The 15,073-nt window shown below is 56.8% G+C and carries 14 protein-coding genes and 2 tRNA genes; 9 read left to right on the top strand and 7 right to left on the bottom strand.

Going from position 1 to position 15,073, the window contains the following annotated elements; all coding sequences use genetic code 11:
• Positions 1-189: 189 nt before the first annotated feature.
• The 7 genes from H5T64_07840 to H5T64_07810 all read left to right on the top strand — a co-directional run bounded on the left by H5T64_07840 (position 190) and on the right by H5T64_07810 (position 6,439).
• Positions 190-858, top strand: coding sequence for a response regulator transcription factor (locus H5T64_07840; protein ID MBC7264257.1), 669 nt, complete (start codon positions 190-192; stop codon positions 856-858).
• Positions 859-969: 111 nt separating this feature from the next.
• Complete coding sequence (locus tag H5T64_07835) at positions 970-2,490, top strand: YifB family Mg chelatase-like AAA ATPase (GenBank protein MBC7264256.1); 1,521 nt, start codon at positions 970-972, stop codon at positions 2,488-2,490.
• Between the two features lie 128 nt (positions 2,491-2,618).
• A complete protein-coding gene (locus H5T64_07830) occupies positions 2,619-2,918 on the top strand; it encodes a DUF433 domain-containing protein (protein ID MBC7264255.1) in 300 nt (99 codons plus the stop codon).
• Positions 2,918-3,274: a DUF5615 family PIN-like protein gene (locus H5T64_07825; protein ID MBC7264254.1), complete on the top strand. Its 357-nt coding sequence runs from the start codon at positions 2,918-2,920 to the stop codon at positions 3,272-3,274. The genes H5T64_07830 and H5T64_07825 overlap by 1 nt, the downstream gene beginning before the upstream one ends.
• Positions 3,275-3,437: 163 nt before the next feature.
• Positions 3,438-3,590, top strand: a complete 153-nt coding sequence (locus H5T64_07820) for a hypothetical protein (protein ID MBC7264253.1) — start codon at positions 3,438-3,440, stop codon at positions 3,588-3,590.
• Between the two features lie 9 nt (positions 3,591-3,599).
• Complete coding sequence (locus H5T64_07815; GenBank protein MBC7264252.1) at positions 3,600-5,288, top strand: helicase-associated domain-containing protein; 1,689 nt, start codon at positions 3,600-3,602, stop codon at positions 5,286-5,288.
• 11 nt (positions 5,289-5,299) lie between these two features.
• Entirely contained in the window at positions 5,300-6,439 is a 1,140-nt protein-coding gene (locus tag H5T64_07810; GenBank protein MBC7264251.1) for a galactokinase, read from the top strand.
• 33 nt (positions 6,440-6,472) lie between these two features.
• On the opposite strand, the gene H5T64_07805 is transcribed toward H5T64_07810, so the two are convergent.
• The 4 genes from H5T64_07805 to plsX are packed head-to-tail and all read right to left on the bottom strand — an operon-like array spanning position 6,473 to position 11,061.
• Entirely contained in the window at positions 6,473-6,898 is a 426-nt protein-coding gene (locus tag H5T64_07805) for a winged helix-turn-helix transcriptional regulator (protein ID MBC7264250.1), read from the bottom strand.
• A 19-nt stretch (positions 6,899-6,917) separates the two neighbouring features.
• On the bottom strand, positions 6,918-9,335 hold the full coding sequence (locus tag H5T64_07800; GenBank protein ID MBC7264249.1) for a glycosyltransferase family 39 protein: 2,418 nt from the start codon (positions 9,333-9,335) through the stop codon (positions 6,918-6,920).
• Positions 9,310-10,002 (bottom strand): NERD domain-containing protein, encoded by a 693-nt coding sequence (locus H5T64_07795; GenBank protein ID MBC7264248.1) that lies wholly within the window; start codon positions 10,000-10,002, stop codon positions 9,310-9,312. Before H5T64_07795 ends, H5T64_07800 begins: the two co-directional genes overlap by 26 nt.
• A 30-nt stretch (positions 10,003-10,032) precedes the next feature.
• Positions 10,033-11,061 (bottom strand): phosphate acyltransferase PlsX, encoded by a 1,029-nt coding sequence (gene plsX / locus H5T64_07790; GenBank protein ID MBC7264247.1) that lies wholly within the window; start codon positions 11,059-11,061, stop codon positions 10,033-10,035.
• Positions 11,062-11,164: 103 nt separating this feature from the next.
• Between plsX and H5T64_07785 the strand changes: the two genes are divergently transcribed.
• Positions 11,165-11,246, top strand: a tRNA-Leu gene (locus tag H5T64_07785).
• A 309-nt stretch (positions 11,247-11,555) separates the two neighbouring features.
• Here H5T64_07785 and H5T64_07780 read toward each other — a convergent pair.
• The 3 genes from H5T64_07780 to H5T64_07770 all read right to left on the bottom strand — a co-directional run bounded on the left by H5T64_07780 (position 11,556) and on the right by H5T64_07770 (position 13,223).
• Complete coding sequence (locus H5T64_07780; protein MBC7264246.1) at positions 11,556-12,152, bottom strand: hypothetical protein; 597 nt, start codon at positions 12,150-12,152, stop codon at positions 11,556-11,558.
• An 85-nt stretch (positions 12,153-12,237) separates the two neighbouring features.
• Positions 12,238-12,978 carry a LysM peptidoglycan-binding domain-containing protein gene (locus H5T64_07775; GenBank protein ID MBC7264245.1) on the bottom strand — a complete coding sequence of 247 codons (741 nt, stop codon included), beginning with the start codon at positions 12,976-12,978 and terminating at the stop codon, positions 12,238-12,240.
• Positions 12,979-13,151: 173 nt separating this feature from the next.
• A tRNA-Arg gene (locus H5T64_07770) sits at positions 13,152-13,223 on the bottom strand.
• 158 nt (positions 13,224-13,381) lie between these two features.
• On the opposite strand from H5T64_07770, the gene H5T64_07765 reads away from it, so the two are divergent.
• Positions 13,382-15,070, top strand: coding sequence for an AarF/ABC1/UbiB kinase family protein (locus H5T64_07765; GenBank protein ID MBC7264244.1), 1,689 nt, complete (start codon positions 13,382-13,384; stop codon positions 15,068-15,070).
• The last annotated feature ends 3 nt before the right edge of the window (positions 15,071-15,073 follow it).

Here is a 15,073-nt window from a genome sequence, read left to right as displayed (position 1 = left end):
CTATCTATGCAAAAGAAAGTCGTATTTTGGTCGAAGTTTGGCATAAGATTGGTCGTAAAGCGTTTTTTTGACAATGCTTGGTTTAGGAGTATCATAGTCTTAGTTCTTTTGGTTAAACCCCGCCGGGGCCACTTCGTTGCGGGTGACCAGTTAAAAATATAGTAACACTAGGGGGTGGTTCCCATCCAAGTGCTTATTGTGAGCCCACACTTGTTATGGCTGGACAAGATGCGTGCCATTTTGGAGCGCGCCGGAATCAAAACGCACATTGCCGCTGATTTGACGGCTGCCCTTGCGTTCATAGACGAGGAATGGCCCGATGTTGTGGTCATTGAGGAGCAATTCCTGGAGATAGGCGGTCAGTCGCTCATCGCTAGGCTTCGCGAGGGGGACTGGTCCCCGGTTATATTGCCGACCTCCCTCGGCCCTGGCAGCAACGAGTCGCCGTATCGCGCGTTGCGTGCCGAGCGCGAATTACAGCGCATCGAGGCTATCGTATTCCGTCTGGAGGGGGCATTCAATATCCCAGGCAGTCTGAAGATCCATCTCGGCGATCTCTCCATTGATCTGGCTCGCAAAGAAGTAACATTTCAACAGCGGAAAGTTCCCCTGCCACCTGTACAGTTCCGCCTGCTCAGTTATTTGGCCTTGAATGCCGAACGGGTGGTGGATTACCGCGAACTGGTCCGCGAAGTGTGGGGTTATCAGGGCAGCGAGAGCGAGGCCCGGGAGTTGTTGAAGAACCAAATCTATCTCCTCCGCCGAAGGTTCGGATGGCATGAGGAAAACGGTGCTTATCTACAATCGGTACGTGGGTTTGGCTACATGCTCACCGCGCCCCAGCACAGCGCCCATTAAGCGATCCCAGCCATCTCGTAAGGGCTCCTTTTTCCATTCGCCTCTTCGGCCTATCGAATATTAGCGGTGCTACACTTGGCCACACAGGGCAGGGCCATTTAGGAGGGAAACATGCTCGCCAGGGTCACCAGTTGTGCGATCACTGGGCTCGATGGGGCTCTGGTGCAGGTAGAGGTAGATTTCGGTCACGGGCTGCCTGGGCCGGTCATTGTTGGCCTCCCCGATACTGCAATCCAGGAATCAAAAGAGCGTGTCCGTTCGGCGATCAAAAACTCCGGCTGCATTTTCCCAAACCGACGCATCATTGTGAACCTGGCCCCCGCTGACCTGCGCAAGGAAGGCCCCGCCTACGATCTTCCCATTGCTGTCGGTATCCTGATTGCTTCCGGCCAAATCACAGCCGACGTCAGCGGCTCCCTCTTTGTTGGCGAACTCTCCCTAGATGGCACGCTTCGACACACCGACGGCATCTTACCCATGGTGGCTGTCGCCCGCGAATACGGCATCCGCAGAGTCTACGTCCCTGAGCCGGATGCACCTGAGGCAGCCCTCGTGCAGGACATGGAGGTCATCCCTGTTCCCAATTTGGCCTCCCTCGTAGTTCACTTCAACGGCCTCCGGGCTCTACAGCCACATCACTCTGACATTGACCTGTCGGAATTGGTGGGGACGAGTTGTCCAGTGCAATTTCAGGACGTGAAGGGCCAAGAACACGTCAAACGGGCGCTGGAAGTGGCAGCAGCCGGGGCCCACTGTGTCCTCATGATTGGTCCCCCGGGCGCGGGCAAGACACTCCTGGCCCGCGCCCTCCCCTCTATCCTGCCCAGTATGACCTTTGACGAGGCACTAGAAGTCACCAAGATATATTCTATCTCCGGCCTCCTCCCCGCAGATAGACCTTTCATTACCCAGCGTCCCTTCCGCGCACCTCACCATACTATCAGTCACGCGGGCTTAGTGGGCGGAGGCCATTGGCCCCGGCCAGGCGAGATCTCGCTGGCTCACCGCGGCGTCCTCTTCCTCGACGAGTTCCCAGAGTTCGGCCAACGGGTGCTCGAGGTGATGCGGCAACCCCTGGAGGACAAAGTAGTTACCATCAGCCGCTCCACAGGCACGCTGACCTTCCCGGCGAATTTCATGCTCGTCGCAGCGATGAACCCTTGCCCCTGCGGCTACTTCGGTGACCCGGTGAAGGAGTGCACCTGCTCCTTCGCCGAAATCAACCGCTACCAGAAGCGTATCTCTGGGCCCCTCCTCGACCGCATTGACATCCACGTGGAGGTACCCCGCGTGGAGTACGACAAGTTGACCGACGACCGCTTGGGGGAGCCTTCTTCTGCGGTGCGCGAGAGAGTGGAGCGGGCGAGGGAGATACAACGGCAGCGTTTTGCCGGAACGCGATTGCTGACTAACGCCGATATGGGGCCGGCGGATGTGCGGGAGTATTGCGTGATGGAAGAGACGGGACGGCAACTCCTGCGCGCCGCGATGCAACAGTTGGGGATGAGCGCGCGGGCTTTCCACCGCATCCTCAAACTCGCGCGCACTATCGCCGACCTGGAGGGTGTGGAGACCATTCAGACGCAGCACATTGCGGAGGCGATTCAGTACCGGCCGCGAAGGCAAACATGATCGGTGTCTCTGCTATGGCTAGCACTGGGCCCGGATCGTCACTGAACAGATGATTTACGCAGACGAGTCCGGTCGTGGTAAAATATGAAAGTGGAGATAGGTTGAAGATAGAGGAGTCAAGAGAGAGTATGAGCACAATTACCGATATAGGAACCTTAATCGTGCGATCGCCTAAAATGCGTGGTGCTCGGCCCTACATCGCCGGTACGGGCGTTACAGTGCGACGCATTGCATGGTGGTACAAACAAGGAATCAGCCCAGAGGAGATTGCAGACCGGATCGGACACGTGACTTTGGCACAGGTGTACGCGGCCCTGGCCTATTACCATGCTAATCGGGATGAAATTGAAGCAGATCTGGCAACTGAGGAAAATGAGGCAGAGGCATTAGAGCGGCAGTACATTCAGGCCAAAGGTAGCACCCGATAATGATTCGCCTCTACATGGATGAGGATTCTATGGATCGTGCGTTAGTGCGTGCGCTTCGAGCACGTGGCGTGGATATCACCACAGCTCTCGAGGAAGGGATGATTGAGCGCGCTGACGAGGAACACCTCGATTATGCAACTGCCCAGGGGCGCGTGCTGTATACGCTTAACGTGGCAGACTTCTACCGGCTTCATATGAGCTATCTGGCTCAAGGCAAGACCCATGCAGGGATCATCCTCGCGCGCCAGCAACGGTACTCCGTTGGCGAGCAAATGCGTCGGTTGCTGAAGCTAGTCGCCACAAAATCGGCGGAGGAAATGAGGAACCAGGTAGAATTCCTTGGTGCATGGGGATGATACTGACAGCAGCTCTGACTCTGCAGTGCAACGCGGACATGGGGGCCCCGCCGAGGTGCGCGAGCACTGCCCGCTGAGCGCAGCCGGCAAGAACCTGCCCTTAGGTCCCGCTCTGCATGGCTGCATGCCGCCATGTCCCTGAAGGGATGTTCTACAATCGTAACTGGGACGAGCGTGTCTTCCACTGCATTCTTTCGCTGCGCTCAGGGCAAGCCTCGAGCTGGCGCGGACCATCGCCGACCTGGAGGGTGTGGAGACCATTCAGACGCAGCACATCGCGGAGGCGATTCAGTATCGGCCGCGAAGGCAGGCTTAGCGATATTTCATGATGAAAGACCTTGAGAGTTGTCTGGCCGGATATCCGACAGTAATGCTCGATGCCATCGCCGCCGGATGGGGGCTAACTTTCACAGACGAGACGAGCGCTGAGCGTGTGGCCCTGCTCGCTTCCAGGATGACTACGCCCCAGCAGATGTCCGTTATGGTCGAATCCCTGGGACAGCCGGAGCGTGCCGCCTTGGAGGAAATCTTGGCTTCGGGCGGCGTCATCAAGTCCTACCTGCTCACGCGCAAATATGGCACGGTGCGACGGATGGGGCCTGGGCGAATGGAATGGGTGCGTCCATGGGAGAATCCAGCCAATCCATTGGAGCGACTGTGCTATCTGGGACTGGTGTACCGAGGATACGGCACAGTGGGCGAGTATCGTGGTGAGATTTTTTTCATTCCCCCTGAAATTGCAACACTACTGCCGCGAATGGAACTGCCGGAGACGCCGTTTTTGATTGAAACAGTACAACAGCCAAAGCAATTTGATTTGAACAACGATGCCTTGGCTGAGGATATATTTGCTATGCTGGCCTACACTCGGCGTGAGGATGTGCGAGCGCGCCGTCACCTCCTTTTTCGCGAGGCTGTGACACGCCTAAAAGCCCGTCTCACCAATCAAGAACCCGAGCGCTTGATTTTTGCCCAGCACCTCTGCCGTCAGGGCGGGTTACTGAAGGTGCAGGATGGTTTCCTGAGACCCAGTCGCCGGGCTATCGAATGGCTCGAAAGCGAACCAACCATGCGGCTTCACGACCTATTTGAGATCTGGCGCACGGATCCGACCTGGAATGATCTCTGGCAAGTAAAAAGCATCTACTGCGAAGAGACTGGGTGGAGTAATGATCCTCTGGGTACACGTGAAAGGTTTCTGAAGCACCTGGCACGATGCCCAATGGATCAGTGGGTTTCCACCGCCTCCTTTGTGGCTGCAATCAAGGCGGCGGACCCAGACTTCCTGCGGCCCGATGGCGATTACGAGTCATGGTACATCCGCGATGCCGAGAGCGGGCAATACCTCAGGGGTTTCAGCAACTGGGACCGGGTTGAGGGAGCGCTCATCCGCTACTACCTGAGCAAACCATTGTTCTGGCTGGGGGCCGTGGCATTGGGTAGACAGTCCGAAAACAACGAGCGACCAGAGTGTTTTCGATTGACACCGCGAGGAGCGGCCTGGCTAGGCCTGGTTCCAGAAACGGAGGAGGTCGTCCAATCAGTGCCTTTGACTATCGGCGAGGATTTTACCATCACTGCGTCGCCAGGCACCACATTCGTCGATCGCTACCGCCTGGAACGTTTCGCCGATTGGGTGGGGTGTGAGGGAGCAGCACATCGTTACCTGTTATCCCGCCAGTCTGTATGGAAGGCGATGAGCGAAGGCATCACAACAAGGCAGATACTGGGTTTTCTCAGAAGAGCCAGTGGCGGCGCGGTTCCTCCCAGCGTGGATGTGGCTGTCCATGGATGGGGGGAGGGGTTCAGACAAGTTACTGTCCGGCAAGCGGCCATTCTGCAAACCCGCGACGCTGGGGTAATGCGCGACTTGCGAGCCATGCCCCGCCTGGCCCGACTTCTGGGGGCGACGATATCGCCCACCGAGGTGTTGATCGAGCCCAGAAAGATAGCGGAGGTAGTACAGATATTGCGCGAAATGGGCTTTTGGCCCCACGTGGAGGGGATCAGGTGAGCAACCTCGACATCTTAGCCATCACTGCTCGCCAGGAACTGAACCGCGTCTATGGCACAGCGGCGACCTTGGTCGCTGCCGCGCCGGGTCGTGTCAACCTAATTGGCGAGCACACTGATTACAATGATGGCTACGTGCTGCCCATGGCCATTGACCGCGCTGTGGTAATGGCAGCCGTGCCACGGGATGATCAGCAGGTGCGTTTGTGGTCAGTGAATTTCGGCCAAGAAGCCGAGTTCTCGCTCCACGAGATTACCCGCGACTCTCAGGCCTCCTGGAGCAACTACGTGCGTGGCATCGCGTGGGTGTTACAAAAGGCAGGCTACCCACTGCGCGGGATGGACGCAGTCATTGTTGGGGACGTACCCATCGGCGCAGGACTGAGTTCTTCTGCCGCCATAGAAACTGTGGCTGCGTATATCTTCGAGCGGCTAAGCGGATTCTCATTGACCGGGCCGGAGCGAGCACGTCTGTGCCAGCAAGCCGAAAACGAGTTTGTAGGAATGCGCTGTGGCATTATGGACCAATTCGTGGCATCGTTAGGGCAACGAGACCACGCCCTGTTCATTGACTGCCGTGATCTGCATTTCCGCCACGTACCGCTGCCGGAAGGTGTCGCCATTGCAGTGTGCGACACTCATGTATCACGAGATCTGGTGAGTTCAGCCTACAATACCCGGCGGGCGGAATGTGAGCAAGGCGCACAATTACTCGGCGTCCGCGCTTTGCGAGATGTCTCCTTGAGGACATTCCAGGAAAAGGAGAGGGGATTGCCCGAACCAATACGTCGGCGATGTCGCCACGTCATCTCCGAGAACGAGCGAGTGTTGCGGGCCATGGAGGCATTAGAGCGAGGGGACGTGCAGACCGCCGGTGCTCTCATAAACGAATCTCATGAGAGCCTACGCGATGACTACGAAGTCAGTTGCAAAGAGTTGGATGTAATGGTCGCAGCGGCGCGGGCAGTGGAAGGCGTGTACGGAGCGCGGATGACCGGTGCGGGATTCGGTGGGTGTACCGTGAACCTGGTGGCGGCGGAGGCAGTGGAGGCATTTCGCCGCCGCGTAGCCGCGACTTACCGGGAAGTAACCGGCATAGAAGCAAGTATTTACGTCTGTATGGCAACAGATGGAGTGAGGGAACTCGGCTGAGCCCAATCATGAAGTGTGGACCGCGCTTGCGGGTCAATCGGTTTCGCCAATAGTCACAATGGGAGAGTAAACAGCCGGGCGCTCCGAGGGTCGAGGACCAATATACTCGTGGCGTGCTACCTTATCGAGCCTCAGCGGAGCACGTATTACTGGCTTTACCGCTATCCCAGCCGCTTTCAGCACCAGATTCCGCAATTCTGCGAACAACGGAAATCCCGTATTGACCAAATAGTATTGTAAATTGCCTTCCGCTTCGCTACGCAGAAGCCCCAGGTTCTCCAAATTCCTCAATTCACGCCATACTGCGTTCTGACGCCCGCCTATAGCACGTGCCAACTCACGGCTATAATACCGCTGCCCTGGTTCTGAGAGAAACAGGGTCAGCAATTTAATTCGCACTTTGGAAGAAAAGAGCCCTTCTAATAATTCCTCAAATTTTTGACCAATAAATGTGGTCATTTTAGTACCCCCGGTTCTCTTATGGCATGCCGACGTGCACGGGCGTATCCAGTACTACGCGATCGTCCATCACATTTCCATCTGCGTCGAGAACAGGCAGCCGTGCCCCTGTCTCCAAAACGTACATCCCCACCTCGATCTGATAGTCACCAGGAGGCGCGTGAGGATCAATGATCAGAATGTGGCGATCCATCACCGTCTCTCCCACAAACCACTGGTGTGTCGGGTAGCCCTCGTTCGCGGGCTGGCTGTCATGTTGTCCCCAGACAGGCCCCTGAGTGGCTGGGTTATGGGCGGTCCCCAGTAGATGGGTGAAGACGGTGTAACGCGTTCGGGTCTTGGTGGTTGCACGCCAGTAGAGGTCGAGCACAATTTGCTCACCCGGCATCCATGCTGTCAACGCTTTCCCGCTAACAGTATGCAGATCATAGCCGAGAAACTCGATTTCATCACCCAGATTGGCAGACGCGGCGTGCGCCACAGCCCCTTTGAACAGCACTGCTTTCGTATGAGTGATGTGAAATTCTCCAACGTGAAGGGGCTCCCGAACTGGCGCGCCCTCCCCGTCTAACACATCCACCTCGAAATGATAAGCACCCGGCGGCGTGGCGGCGAACACCTCAAAGTCAAACTGCTGTCGCTGCGCACCTACCATCTGGTGCAGGCTTGCTTCTTGCGCCTCTAGCACACGCCCTTTATCATCGACTACGGTAACACGCACCGGGCGTTCCGTATTGCCAGTCCAATACAATACCAATCGAATGGTGTCCCCACTGCGAAATTCGGATGTGACCAGATCGTACCCCAACAAACGCAAGTCTGGGCCGAACTCTACACCCAGCGGGTGTAATGGCTGTAAGGTACCGGAAAGCCGTGGCAGGGCTCCATCTATATTATATAGCGTCAAGGCGTTGTGAGCGAAATGGAGGTGCAATGCGATCGCACACCGCTCTCCCAGCCACTTGGCGACAAGCCCATCGGGATCATCGAGTGCGGCATTCACGCTTGCCAGCCAGATTCGGCGGTGCGCTGCGGCGATCGGCGCTAGTTCCTGTGCCACATTATCGGACGTCACTGTGAGTGCAGTTCGGGGTACCTCATAGACAGGCAGTCGAGGGATGTCCTTCGGGAGCCGTTCGTAGTAATAGAGGAAGATTGGGAAACGGCTACCGGAGACGAGCAGGACAGCGTCACCTTCCTCGGCGTAGGCGGCGATACATCGCACCATGGTCTGCAACTCGTCACGCAAATAGCGACCCTCATAGTGGCCGGGCAATGTCCAAAGCATCAACGCAAGTACGACGGCCAACGTCACCAGTCCCACTATCCTCCGCATACGCCAGAGGAGTACAACTGCCCGCGCCACCAGTATGTAGAACGCCGGGGCGAAGAGGAGTAGATAGCGCGCTTCCACCCTCGGCGCATAGAACAGGCCCCGTGGTCGGGTGAGGACATAAACCACGAGGGGTGGTATGGCCAGCGGCAGCCCAAGTAAGATAGCCCCCAGGCGCGGCGGGAGTGAAATCCCTAGTTCCTCTCGTCTCAAGTCTCTTCGCCACATCAGGGCCAGCCCTGCCATTGCAATCAGGAGAACTGGTACCACGAACAGGGTATATCGCTCCACATACGTGGAGATACCCAACACCAACAACGTGGCGTAGAGTTGCAGGAAAACGCCGAAATCGAACTCCGTCGCCACTGACCAGGACGCCATCCGCCCCAAAGCCAGGGCCAGCCAAGGCACGAATAGGAGCACAACGGTGGCCTGCAGAAGGAGCCAATGCAGTAGAAACCGGGTACGCCGAGCGCGGTCCACATGAGCATACACAGCCAAGGCGAAGATATTCTCCACGAAGAGGACGATGACGAAAAGGTATAGAGTGTACAGTCCTGCGACGCTGGCTGTGATGTAGAAAAGCACCTCACGAGTTGGCTGGCCACGGTGTTCCGAATCACCGAGCCAACCGACGGATCGTATCCAGCGGATCAGAGTGTACAGGGAGAGCGCGGCAAACAGCGTCGCCAGTATATACATGCGCATCTCTTGCGACCACCATACGTGGAAACGAGAGATGGTCAAGAGAAAGGCGGTAAGCAATCCGACTTTCTGCCCACCCAGAATCTTGCCTAGAGGGTAGATAGCAGCAATAGTAAGCACACCGTAGACGGCTGAGATGAAGCGGGCAGCGAATTCCGTCGGGCCGGCAAGGCGTATCATGACCCATAAAGACCAAAAATAGAGTGGAGGATGCACATCGCCCGCTGTCCAGAGGGTCATGCCAGCCAGGCTCTTACGTGCCGCCCAGACTGCCAGCCCCTCGTCCCACCACAGGTTTGCATTGCCAAGCAAGTACACGCGGAGGGCGAAGGCGAGGAGCAATATCGCGCTGAGGGCTAGGCCCTCGCGTCGCTTAAGATGCGAGGGCGTCGAGGGCATCGGTTACTTGACGGAGCGCTTTGCCGGGCAAGTCTGGCGCGGCTTTTGCCGTTTGGCGCAGGTAGTTCCTAAGTTCGGGCAACCTCACCACGGGCTCAGTCGGGGACTCCAAGTGTAACTCCGCCTCGCTATTGGTGAACACAATCACTCCGTCCACCGGCACTTCGACATCAGGCAGCGCCTTCTGCAAGTATGCTTTCATCTTTGCTACATCCGCACGCACTTCTTTGGCGGGGTTGCCCAACCCCTCTTCCACCATGCGGCTCAGCAGGCGTCGAACGTTGAATTTGCGGTGCCATCGCTCACCCCGACAGGTAATCTGACCTTCCTGTGGCTTGGCACGCAGCACGGTAAGGCCGCTTGGGGATAGGAGGACGTGTTCGGCGGGCAGGTAGTAACTGTAGAGGGCATACTTGTTATCTAATCCCTTCAATGCCTTGGCCAGGACCTGGTCCACGCGGGGTTCCTTCACCCATTTGCTGCCTAGGAAGGCGCCCGCGTTCACTGTAATAAAGCCTATGACCATCAGGAGATAAGCCGGAAGCACCTGTTGGGGGCGGAAGGAAGCAACTACTGAGGCAAGGAGGAGGCCCAAGCCAAGAAAGGTGAGGCGCTTGCCCCATTCGGCACGGTTTTGTACTAACTTTTCATTCACGATGACGCGCATTTGTCTCGACTCCAAAGGACATCTGATAGTTTACGGCACGGGCTGCGGATCTTCCTCGCCGCTTAATGTGAGGCTGGCCTCGATGACGGACCGAATGTGCCCGATCAAATTGGCCTGGACAGACTGCATCGCCACACGCACGGCGTTCTTCACCGCTTTGGCGTTGGAGCGCCCATGGCCAACAATGACCACGCCATTCACGCCCAACAAGGGGCCGCCCCCATACTCACTGTAATCTAGAGCACGCTTCACGGCGCGGAACGCATTTCGAGCCAGGAGAGCACCCAGTACCGCCAACGGACGCGCCTTGATCTCCCGCTCCAAGACGGTGAGGATGAGGCTTGCTACACCCTCTGATAGTTTCACGATCACATTGCCGGTAAAACCATCGGTGACAATCACGTCGGCGAAGCCGGCAGGAATATCTTTCCCTTCCGCATTGCCAATGAAGTTGAGTTGACTCGCTTTGAGCAGTTTGTACGCTTCCTTGGCCAGGGTGCTGCCTTTGCCCTCCTCTTCGCCTGTGGAGACGATGGCCACGCGCGGGTTGGCGATCCCCAGTACCCTCTCTGCATAGGCGCTGCCCATGACGCCGAATTGCAGGAGGTACTCGGGCTTGCAATCGGTGTTCGCGCCCAGGTCGAGGAGGAAGGCGGGACCGGCGACAGTGGGGAAAACACTGGCCAGAGCGGGGCGTTTGACGCCTTTCAGCCGGCCCAGGTAGAAGAGAGCCGCTGCCAATGCACCGCCCGAGTTACCACAGGTAACGAACGCATCCGCTTCACCTTGCTGGACTAGTCGCATGCCGACGGCCATAGAACTATCCTTCTTGGTTCGCGCCGCCATTGCCGGCTCATCGGTCATTTCGATGACCTGGCTGGCGTGAACGAGGGAGATCTTCAGGCCAGAAGTATCGTGTTTTGCCACTTCAGGTGCGACGACCTCTTGCTGCCCCACGAAGATGATCTCCGCACCGTACTCCCGCGCCGCTGCTACTCCTCCCTCCACATCGGGCACCGGGTGCCGATCGCTACCCATAGCATCCAGAACGATTTTCACGAGGCCCTCCTACGCGCATTGATTTCGTCGCGCAGATTTATTCTACGAGGATTCCGTGCAATTGACAAGAGGGGAAATTCACAGTATAATCGAGGTGTTCAGTGCCCCCGTGGTGGAATTGGCATACACAGCAGGTTGAGGGCCTGTGCCCGTAGGGCGTGGAGGTTCGAGTCCTCTCGGGGGCATTGTTTATTGGTCCGTTTGGGAATGGGTTTCCCAGCTGCTCAAATCCATCACGCCGTACTGTGGCTAAGGGCTGCAGGAACCACTACACCCACTGCCATCGGGCGAGCGGGTGTTGTTCATTTGGGATATTATGGAGGGCCACCGCTCTATCCTCTGAGCAACCTATACCAATATATGGCCCTATTTATCTACTAACCACTACTGTTGCAGTCTTTTTCGCTTGACTTGACCGATTGTTTATTGTCGAATCCCTTGCTGTGTTTCTAGAGATTAAGAGAGAATTTCGCCCAGACGGCTAGGCAATCATTTCACCAGCAGACTATAGGTCTAAGTCTATTGTCTAATCGCTTGGCATATGCCAACAACTCATCTTGCTTTGCAAATACCATCCTGCCGCCTTCTTCTCCTCCCAGGATAAAAATATCTACTACCATATGGCAACGAAGAAATGCTATCCTACAATATTGGGTTATCCAATATTTTTCAGGACAATCCCAGGCTGCTTGTTCTCCAACTCTTGTCTCTTTTAGCATGTTCGGCCTACCGTCGCCCGGGCGTATTGTCCACCATTCGTATACTTCTTTGGCTTTAGATTCAGACTCGTATAAAAGAACCACAACTCTTCCAGCGTTTCTGCCATTTCTCTCAAATTGTTGGCAAATTACTGATATTGGTGGAGAAACTTGGTCAAACGGTTCCGGTATAATGTCGCTTACTTGAGAACCTGAGAGTCCCGGCGGGAGGTCGCCCGCCTGGACAAGGAGTGGCTCTAAATCTGAGGCAGACGGGGGCATGGGTGTGGATGTGGCAGTCGAAGTGGGTTGCGGCGTCGCCGTAGGCGCAGGGTGTGTTCTAGCACAGGCCATCAGAACAAGAATAAAGATCAAGAGCAAAGCCTTTTTCATTGGAATTTCTCCTTTCTACAGCCTATTCTCTAGTTTACTAAGGCGCTAATCAAAAAACTCCGCTCAGCGACTTGGCACAAGGCACTCATGCCAGTGGTCTACTCCCTAACCAGTTGGCCTGCACCGTAAGCGATGCGTCAAACCGCCCGCATGCACCATTCTCTGCAATAGGCCAAGCTCCCACGCACTCTAGCGTCCACACCCCCAGCATGCGCATCCGGGCGGTTTGTGACAGGTCTTCCACTGAGCAATGCAACTGTCTCCACACGGCTTGCCCTTGCAGCAGTATTTGCAGCAAGTCCTCCCAGATGGCAAGGGGAGGTTGCGCCGCTGTGGGGGGCTGCGCCGCCGCGGGAGCTACCGAGGCTGGCTCGCTAGTCGGCACCGCAAACCGACTTGCATCGGCAGTAGCCTGGGCAACCTGTGTCGCTGTCGCCATAGCCTGCCACCATGCAGTGGCTGTCGCAGGACTGGGTGGCAGAAGCAGCAGCTTCTGCCCGACGTATATTAAACTCACGTTAGCGATATCGTTGGCTGCCGCAAGAGCATCGACCGATGTCCCGAACCTCTTGGCAATGTCGCTGAGTGTATCGCCAGCTTGTACCACATAGGTCGTCTCTGGGAGCTGGGTGGCCGTCGCTGTAAATGTTGGAGTACGTGTGGAAGTTGGCACGCGAGTTGCGGGCCACGTGCTAGTGGAGCTCGGGGTTGCCAGCGACTCGGCGCCTATGGGTGCAAGCGGCCTCTCGAAACAGGCAGAAGACATACCAGCTGCAATGGTGACGAGGACAACGACGCGAACCAGAATCAAACAGGGTCGATTCATCGTAGACCTCCCGACACACGCCTACGTACACATCAACCCATACACTCACAGCCACACCGACTCACAAACCAAGTCCGACAAGCACTAAGACACCTACAGCCACTACCGTGATAGTGTCCCCGCACCCGTGGCCGTGCCTCGTTGGCCTGGTGAGCCCAGGCTTTTATAATAAGCGCCCCTGGGGCGACTCGAACGCCCGCACATGGCTCCGGAGGCCACCGCTCTATCCTCTGAGCTACAGGGGCATCAGACTCAATCATAGTATAACATAAGTGCACCGGAATGACAACTCGCCAGATCACTCCGGTGCACTTCTATTTGTGGGCACATACGCCATCCCGAACAGTGGCCTGACAACAGCCCCAAACTATAGTATAATAGGGCCATCCTGAGGGAGAAAGCGATGGTCGGTCGGCTTCTGTTCGGACAGCCATACCAGGAGATATTGCGTCTGCGCCACGTAACCGAGATCCTGTTGCGAAATGGGCTGGGCTTCCTCGTCGAGCAACTAGGGCTCTCACGATTCATCCTGCCCTGGCGGTCCAGTCAGGACGCGGCAGTGGAGGCTATGACCATCCCCCAGCGCGTGCGCCGCACCATCGAGGAACTCGGCCCCACATTCATAAAATTAGGGCAGATTCTGAGCACGCGTCCGGATCTCTTGCCCCCTGAATACATCCAGGAACTCGCCAAATTGCTCGACGCCGCCCCACCTGTCCCGACCGAACAGATCATCGCTGCCATCGAGTCCGAGTTGAGGAGCCCAATGGACGAGATTTTCACTCGCTTCGAGGGCGACCCTATTGCAGCAGCCTCCATCGGCCAGGCTCACCGTGCCCAATTGAAGGATGGTCGCGAGGTGATAGTAAAGGTCATTCGCCCTGGCATCCGACAGGTCGTGGAAGCGGATCTCGATCTCCTCATGCGGCAGGTTCGTTTCCTCAGCAACCGCTCTGCCATGGTACGAGAGTACAATTTGGTCGGGCTGGTCGAAGAGTTTGGCCAGACCCTGCGCGAGGAGATGGATTACACCAACGAAGCGCGAAACGCTGAACGCCTTCGCGCTAACCTGTCCGGCGATGAACGGGTAATTGTCCCCGCCGTAGTATGGGAATACACCACCCGCGACATCATCACGATGGAGTACCTAGAGGGAGTGAAACTGACCGACCCGGCGAGACTGGCAGAGTTGGGTTATGACCTCCCCGCTATTGCAGAGACGGTGGTGGAGGTATATCTCAAGCAAGTGTTTGTGGACGGTTTCTTCCATGCCGACCCCCACCCCGCTAACATCATGGTCTGCGGCGACCGAATCGGTTTCGTGGACTTCGGCATGATGGGCCACCTGACCGCCGATACGAAGGAGAGCCTGGGGAATCTGTTCCTCGGCCTGTTGGAGCAAAATCCTGACCGCGTTGTCCGCACTGTGCTGCGCCTAGGCGCGACGCAACCCACCGATCTTTCTAGCCTCCGACGCGACGTGCAGCGCCTCCTCTTCCGTTACTACGGCGTCCCTCTCGAAGAGATGCCCATCGGGCGATTCCTGGAGGACGTGCTCACTGTGGCGTTCCGCAACCGTGTTCATCTCCCCAGTGACCTAGCACTTTTGGCGCGCATGGTGCTCGTCCTGGAAGGTCTGGCCCTCAGCCTGGACCCGGGCTTTATTTTGGTGAAACAAGCGGAGCCCTTCGTCACGGAATTCATGGCCCAACGGCTCTCCCTCCGCCGTGCCGGGACACGCGCGCTGCAAACGCTTCAGGAACTGGACGAACTGGTGCAGGTGTTGCCGCAGCGCATCGAAATTCTCTCTGAACAATTGGAGCAAGGCAATATGACCTTGGGCGTAGACATGCGCCGATTGGAAGAGTTGTTGGCTCGTCTGGACACCATCGCCAACCGGCTATCTTTCAGCATCATCGTGGCCGCATTGATTGTGGGCTCGTCACTCATTCTATTGGGCGGAGCACAGGCGGCTGTATGGCGGTTGCCCCTCTTGGGTTGGCCTCTTCCCATTGCCCAAATCAGTTTCATAGTGGCAGGGATACTGGCCCTATGGCTTCTTTGGTCTATCTTCCGCCGTCGGGGGTTGTAAGAC

The organism is Chloroflexota bacterium (assembly GCA_014360825.1).
Classification (GTDB): Bacteria; Chloroflexota; Anaerolineae; order UBA2200; family JACIWT01; genus JACIWT01.
Note: the sequence above shows the minus strand (reverse complement) of the source record. Positions and strands in the feature narration are given on the sequence as shown.

What these genes read in the sequence shown, in the direction of transcription:
- H5T64_07835 (MBC7264256.1), top strand. Translation starts at nt 970, where the DNA reads ATGCTCGCCAGGGTCACCAGTTGTGCGATCACTGGGCTCGATGGGGCT.
- H5T64_07830 (MBC7264255.1), top strand. Translation starts at nt 2,619, where the DNA reads ATGAGCACAATTACCGATATAGGAACCTTAATCGTGCGATCGCCTAAA.
- H5T64_07825 (MBC7264254.1), top strand. Translation starts at nt 2,918, where the DNA reads ATGATTCGCCTCTACATGGATGAGGATTCTATGGATCGTGCGTTAGTG.
- H5T64_07815 (MBC7264252.1), top strand. Translation starts at nt 3,600, where the DNA reads ATGATGAAAGACCTTGAGAGTTGTCTGGCCGGATATCCGACAGTAATG.
- H5T64_07805 (MBC7264250.1), bottom strand. Translation starts at nt 6,898, where the DNA reads ATGACCACATTTATTGGTCAAAAATTTGAGGAATTATTAGAAGGGCTC.
- H5T64_07800 (MBC7264249.1), bottom strand. Translation starts at nt 9,335, where the DNA reads ATGCCCTCGACGCCCTCGCATCTTAAGCGACGCGAGGGCCTAGCCCTC.
- H5T64_07795 (MBC7264248.1), bottom strand. Translation starts at nt 10,002, where the DNA reads ATGCGCGTCATCGTGAATGAAAAGTTAGTACAAAACCGTGCCGAATGG.
- H5T64_07780 (MBC7264246.1), bottom strand. Translation starts at nt 12,152, where the DNA reads ATGAAAAAGGCTTTGCTCTTGATCTTTATTCTTGTTCTGATGGCCTGT.
- H5T64_07775 (MBC7264245.1), bottom strand. Translation starts at nt 12,978, where the DNA reads ATGAATCGACCCTGTTTGATTCTGGTTCGCGTCGTTGTCCTCGTCACC.
- H5T64_07765 (MBC7264244.1), top strand. Translation starts at nt 13,382, where the DNA reads ATGGTCGGTCGGCTTCTGTTCGGACAGCCATACCAGGAGATATTGCGT.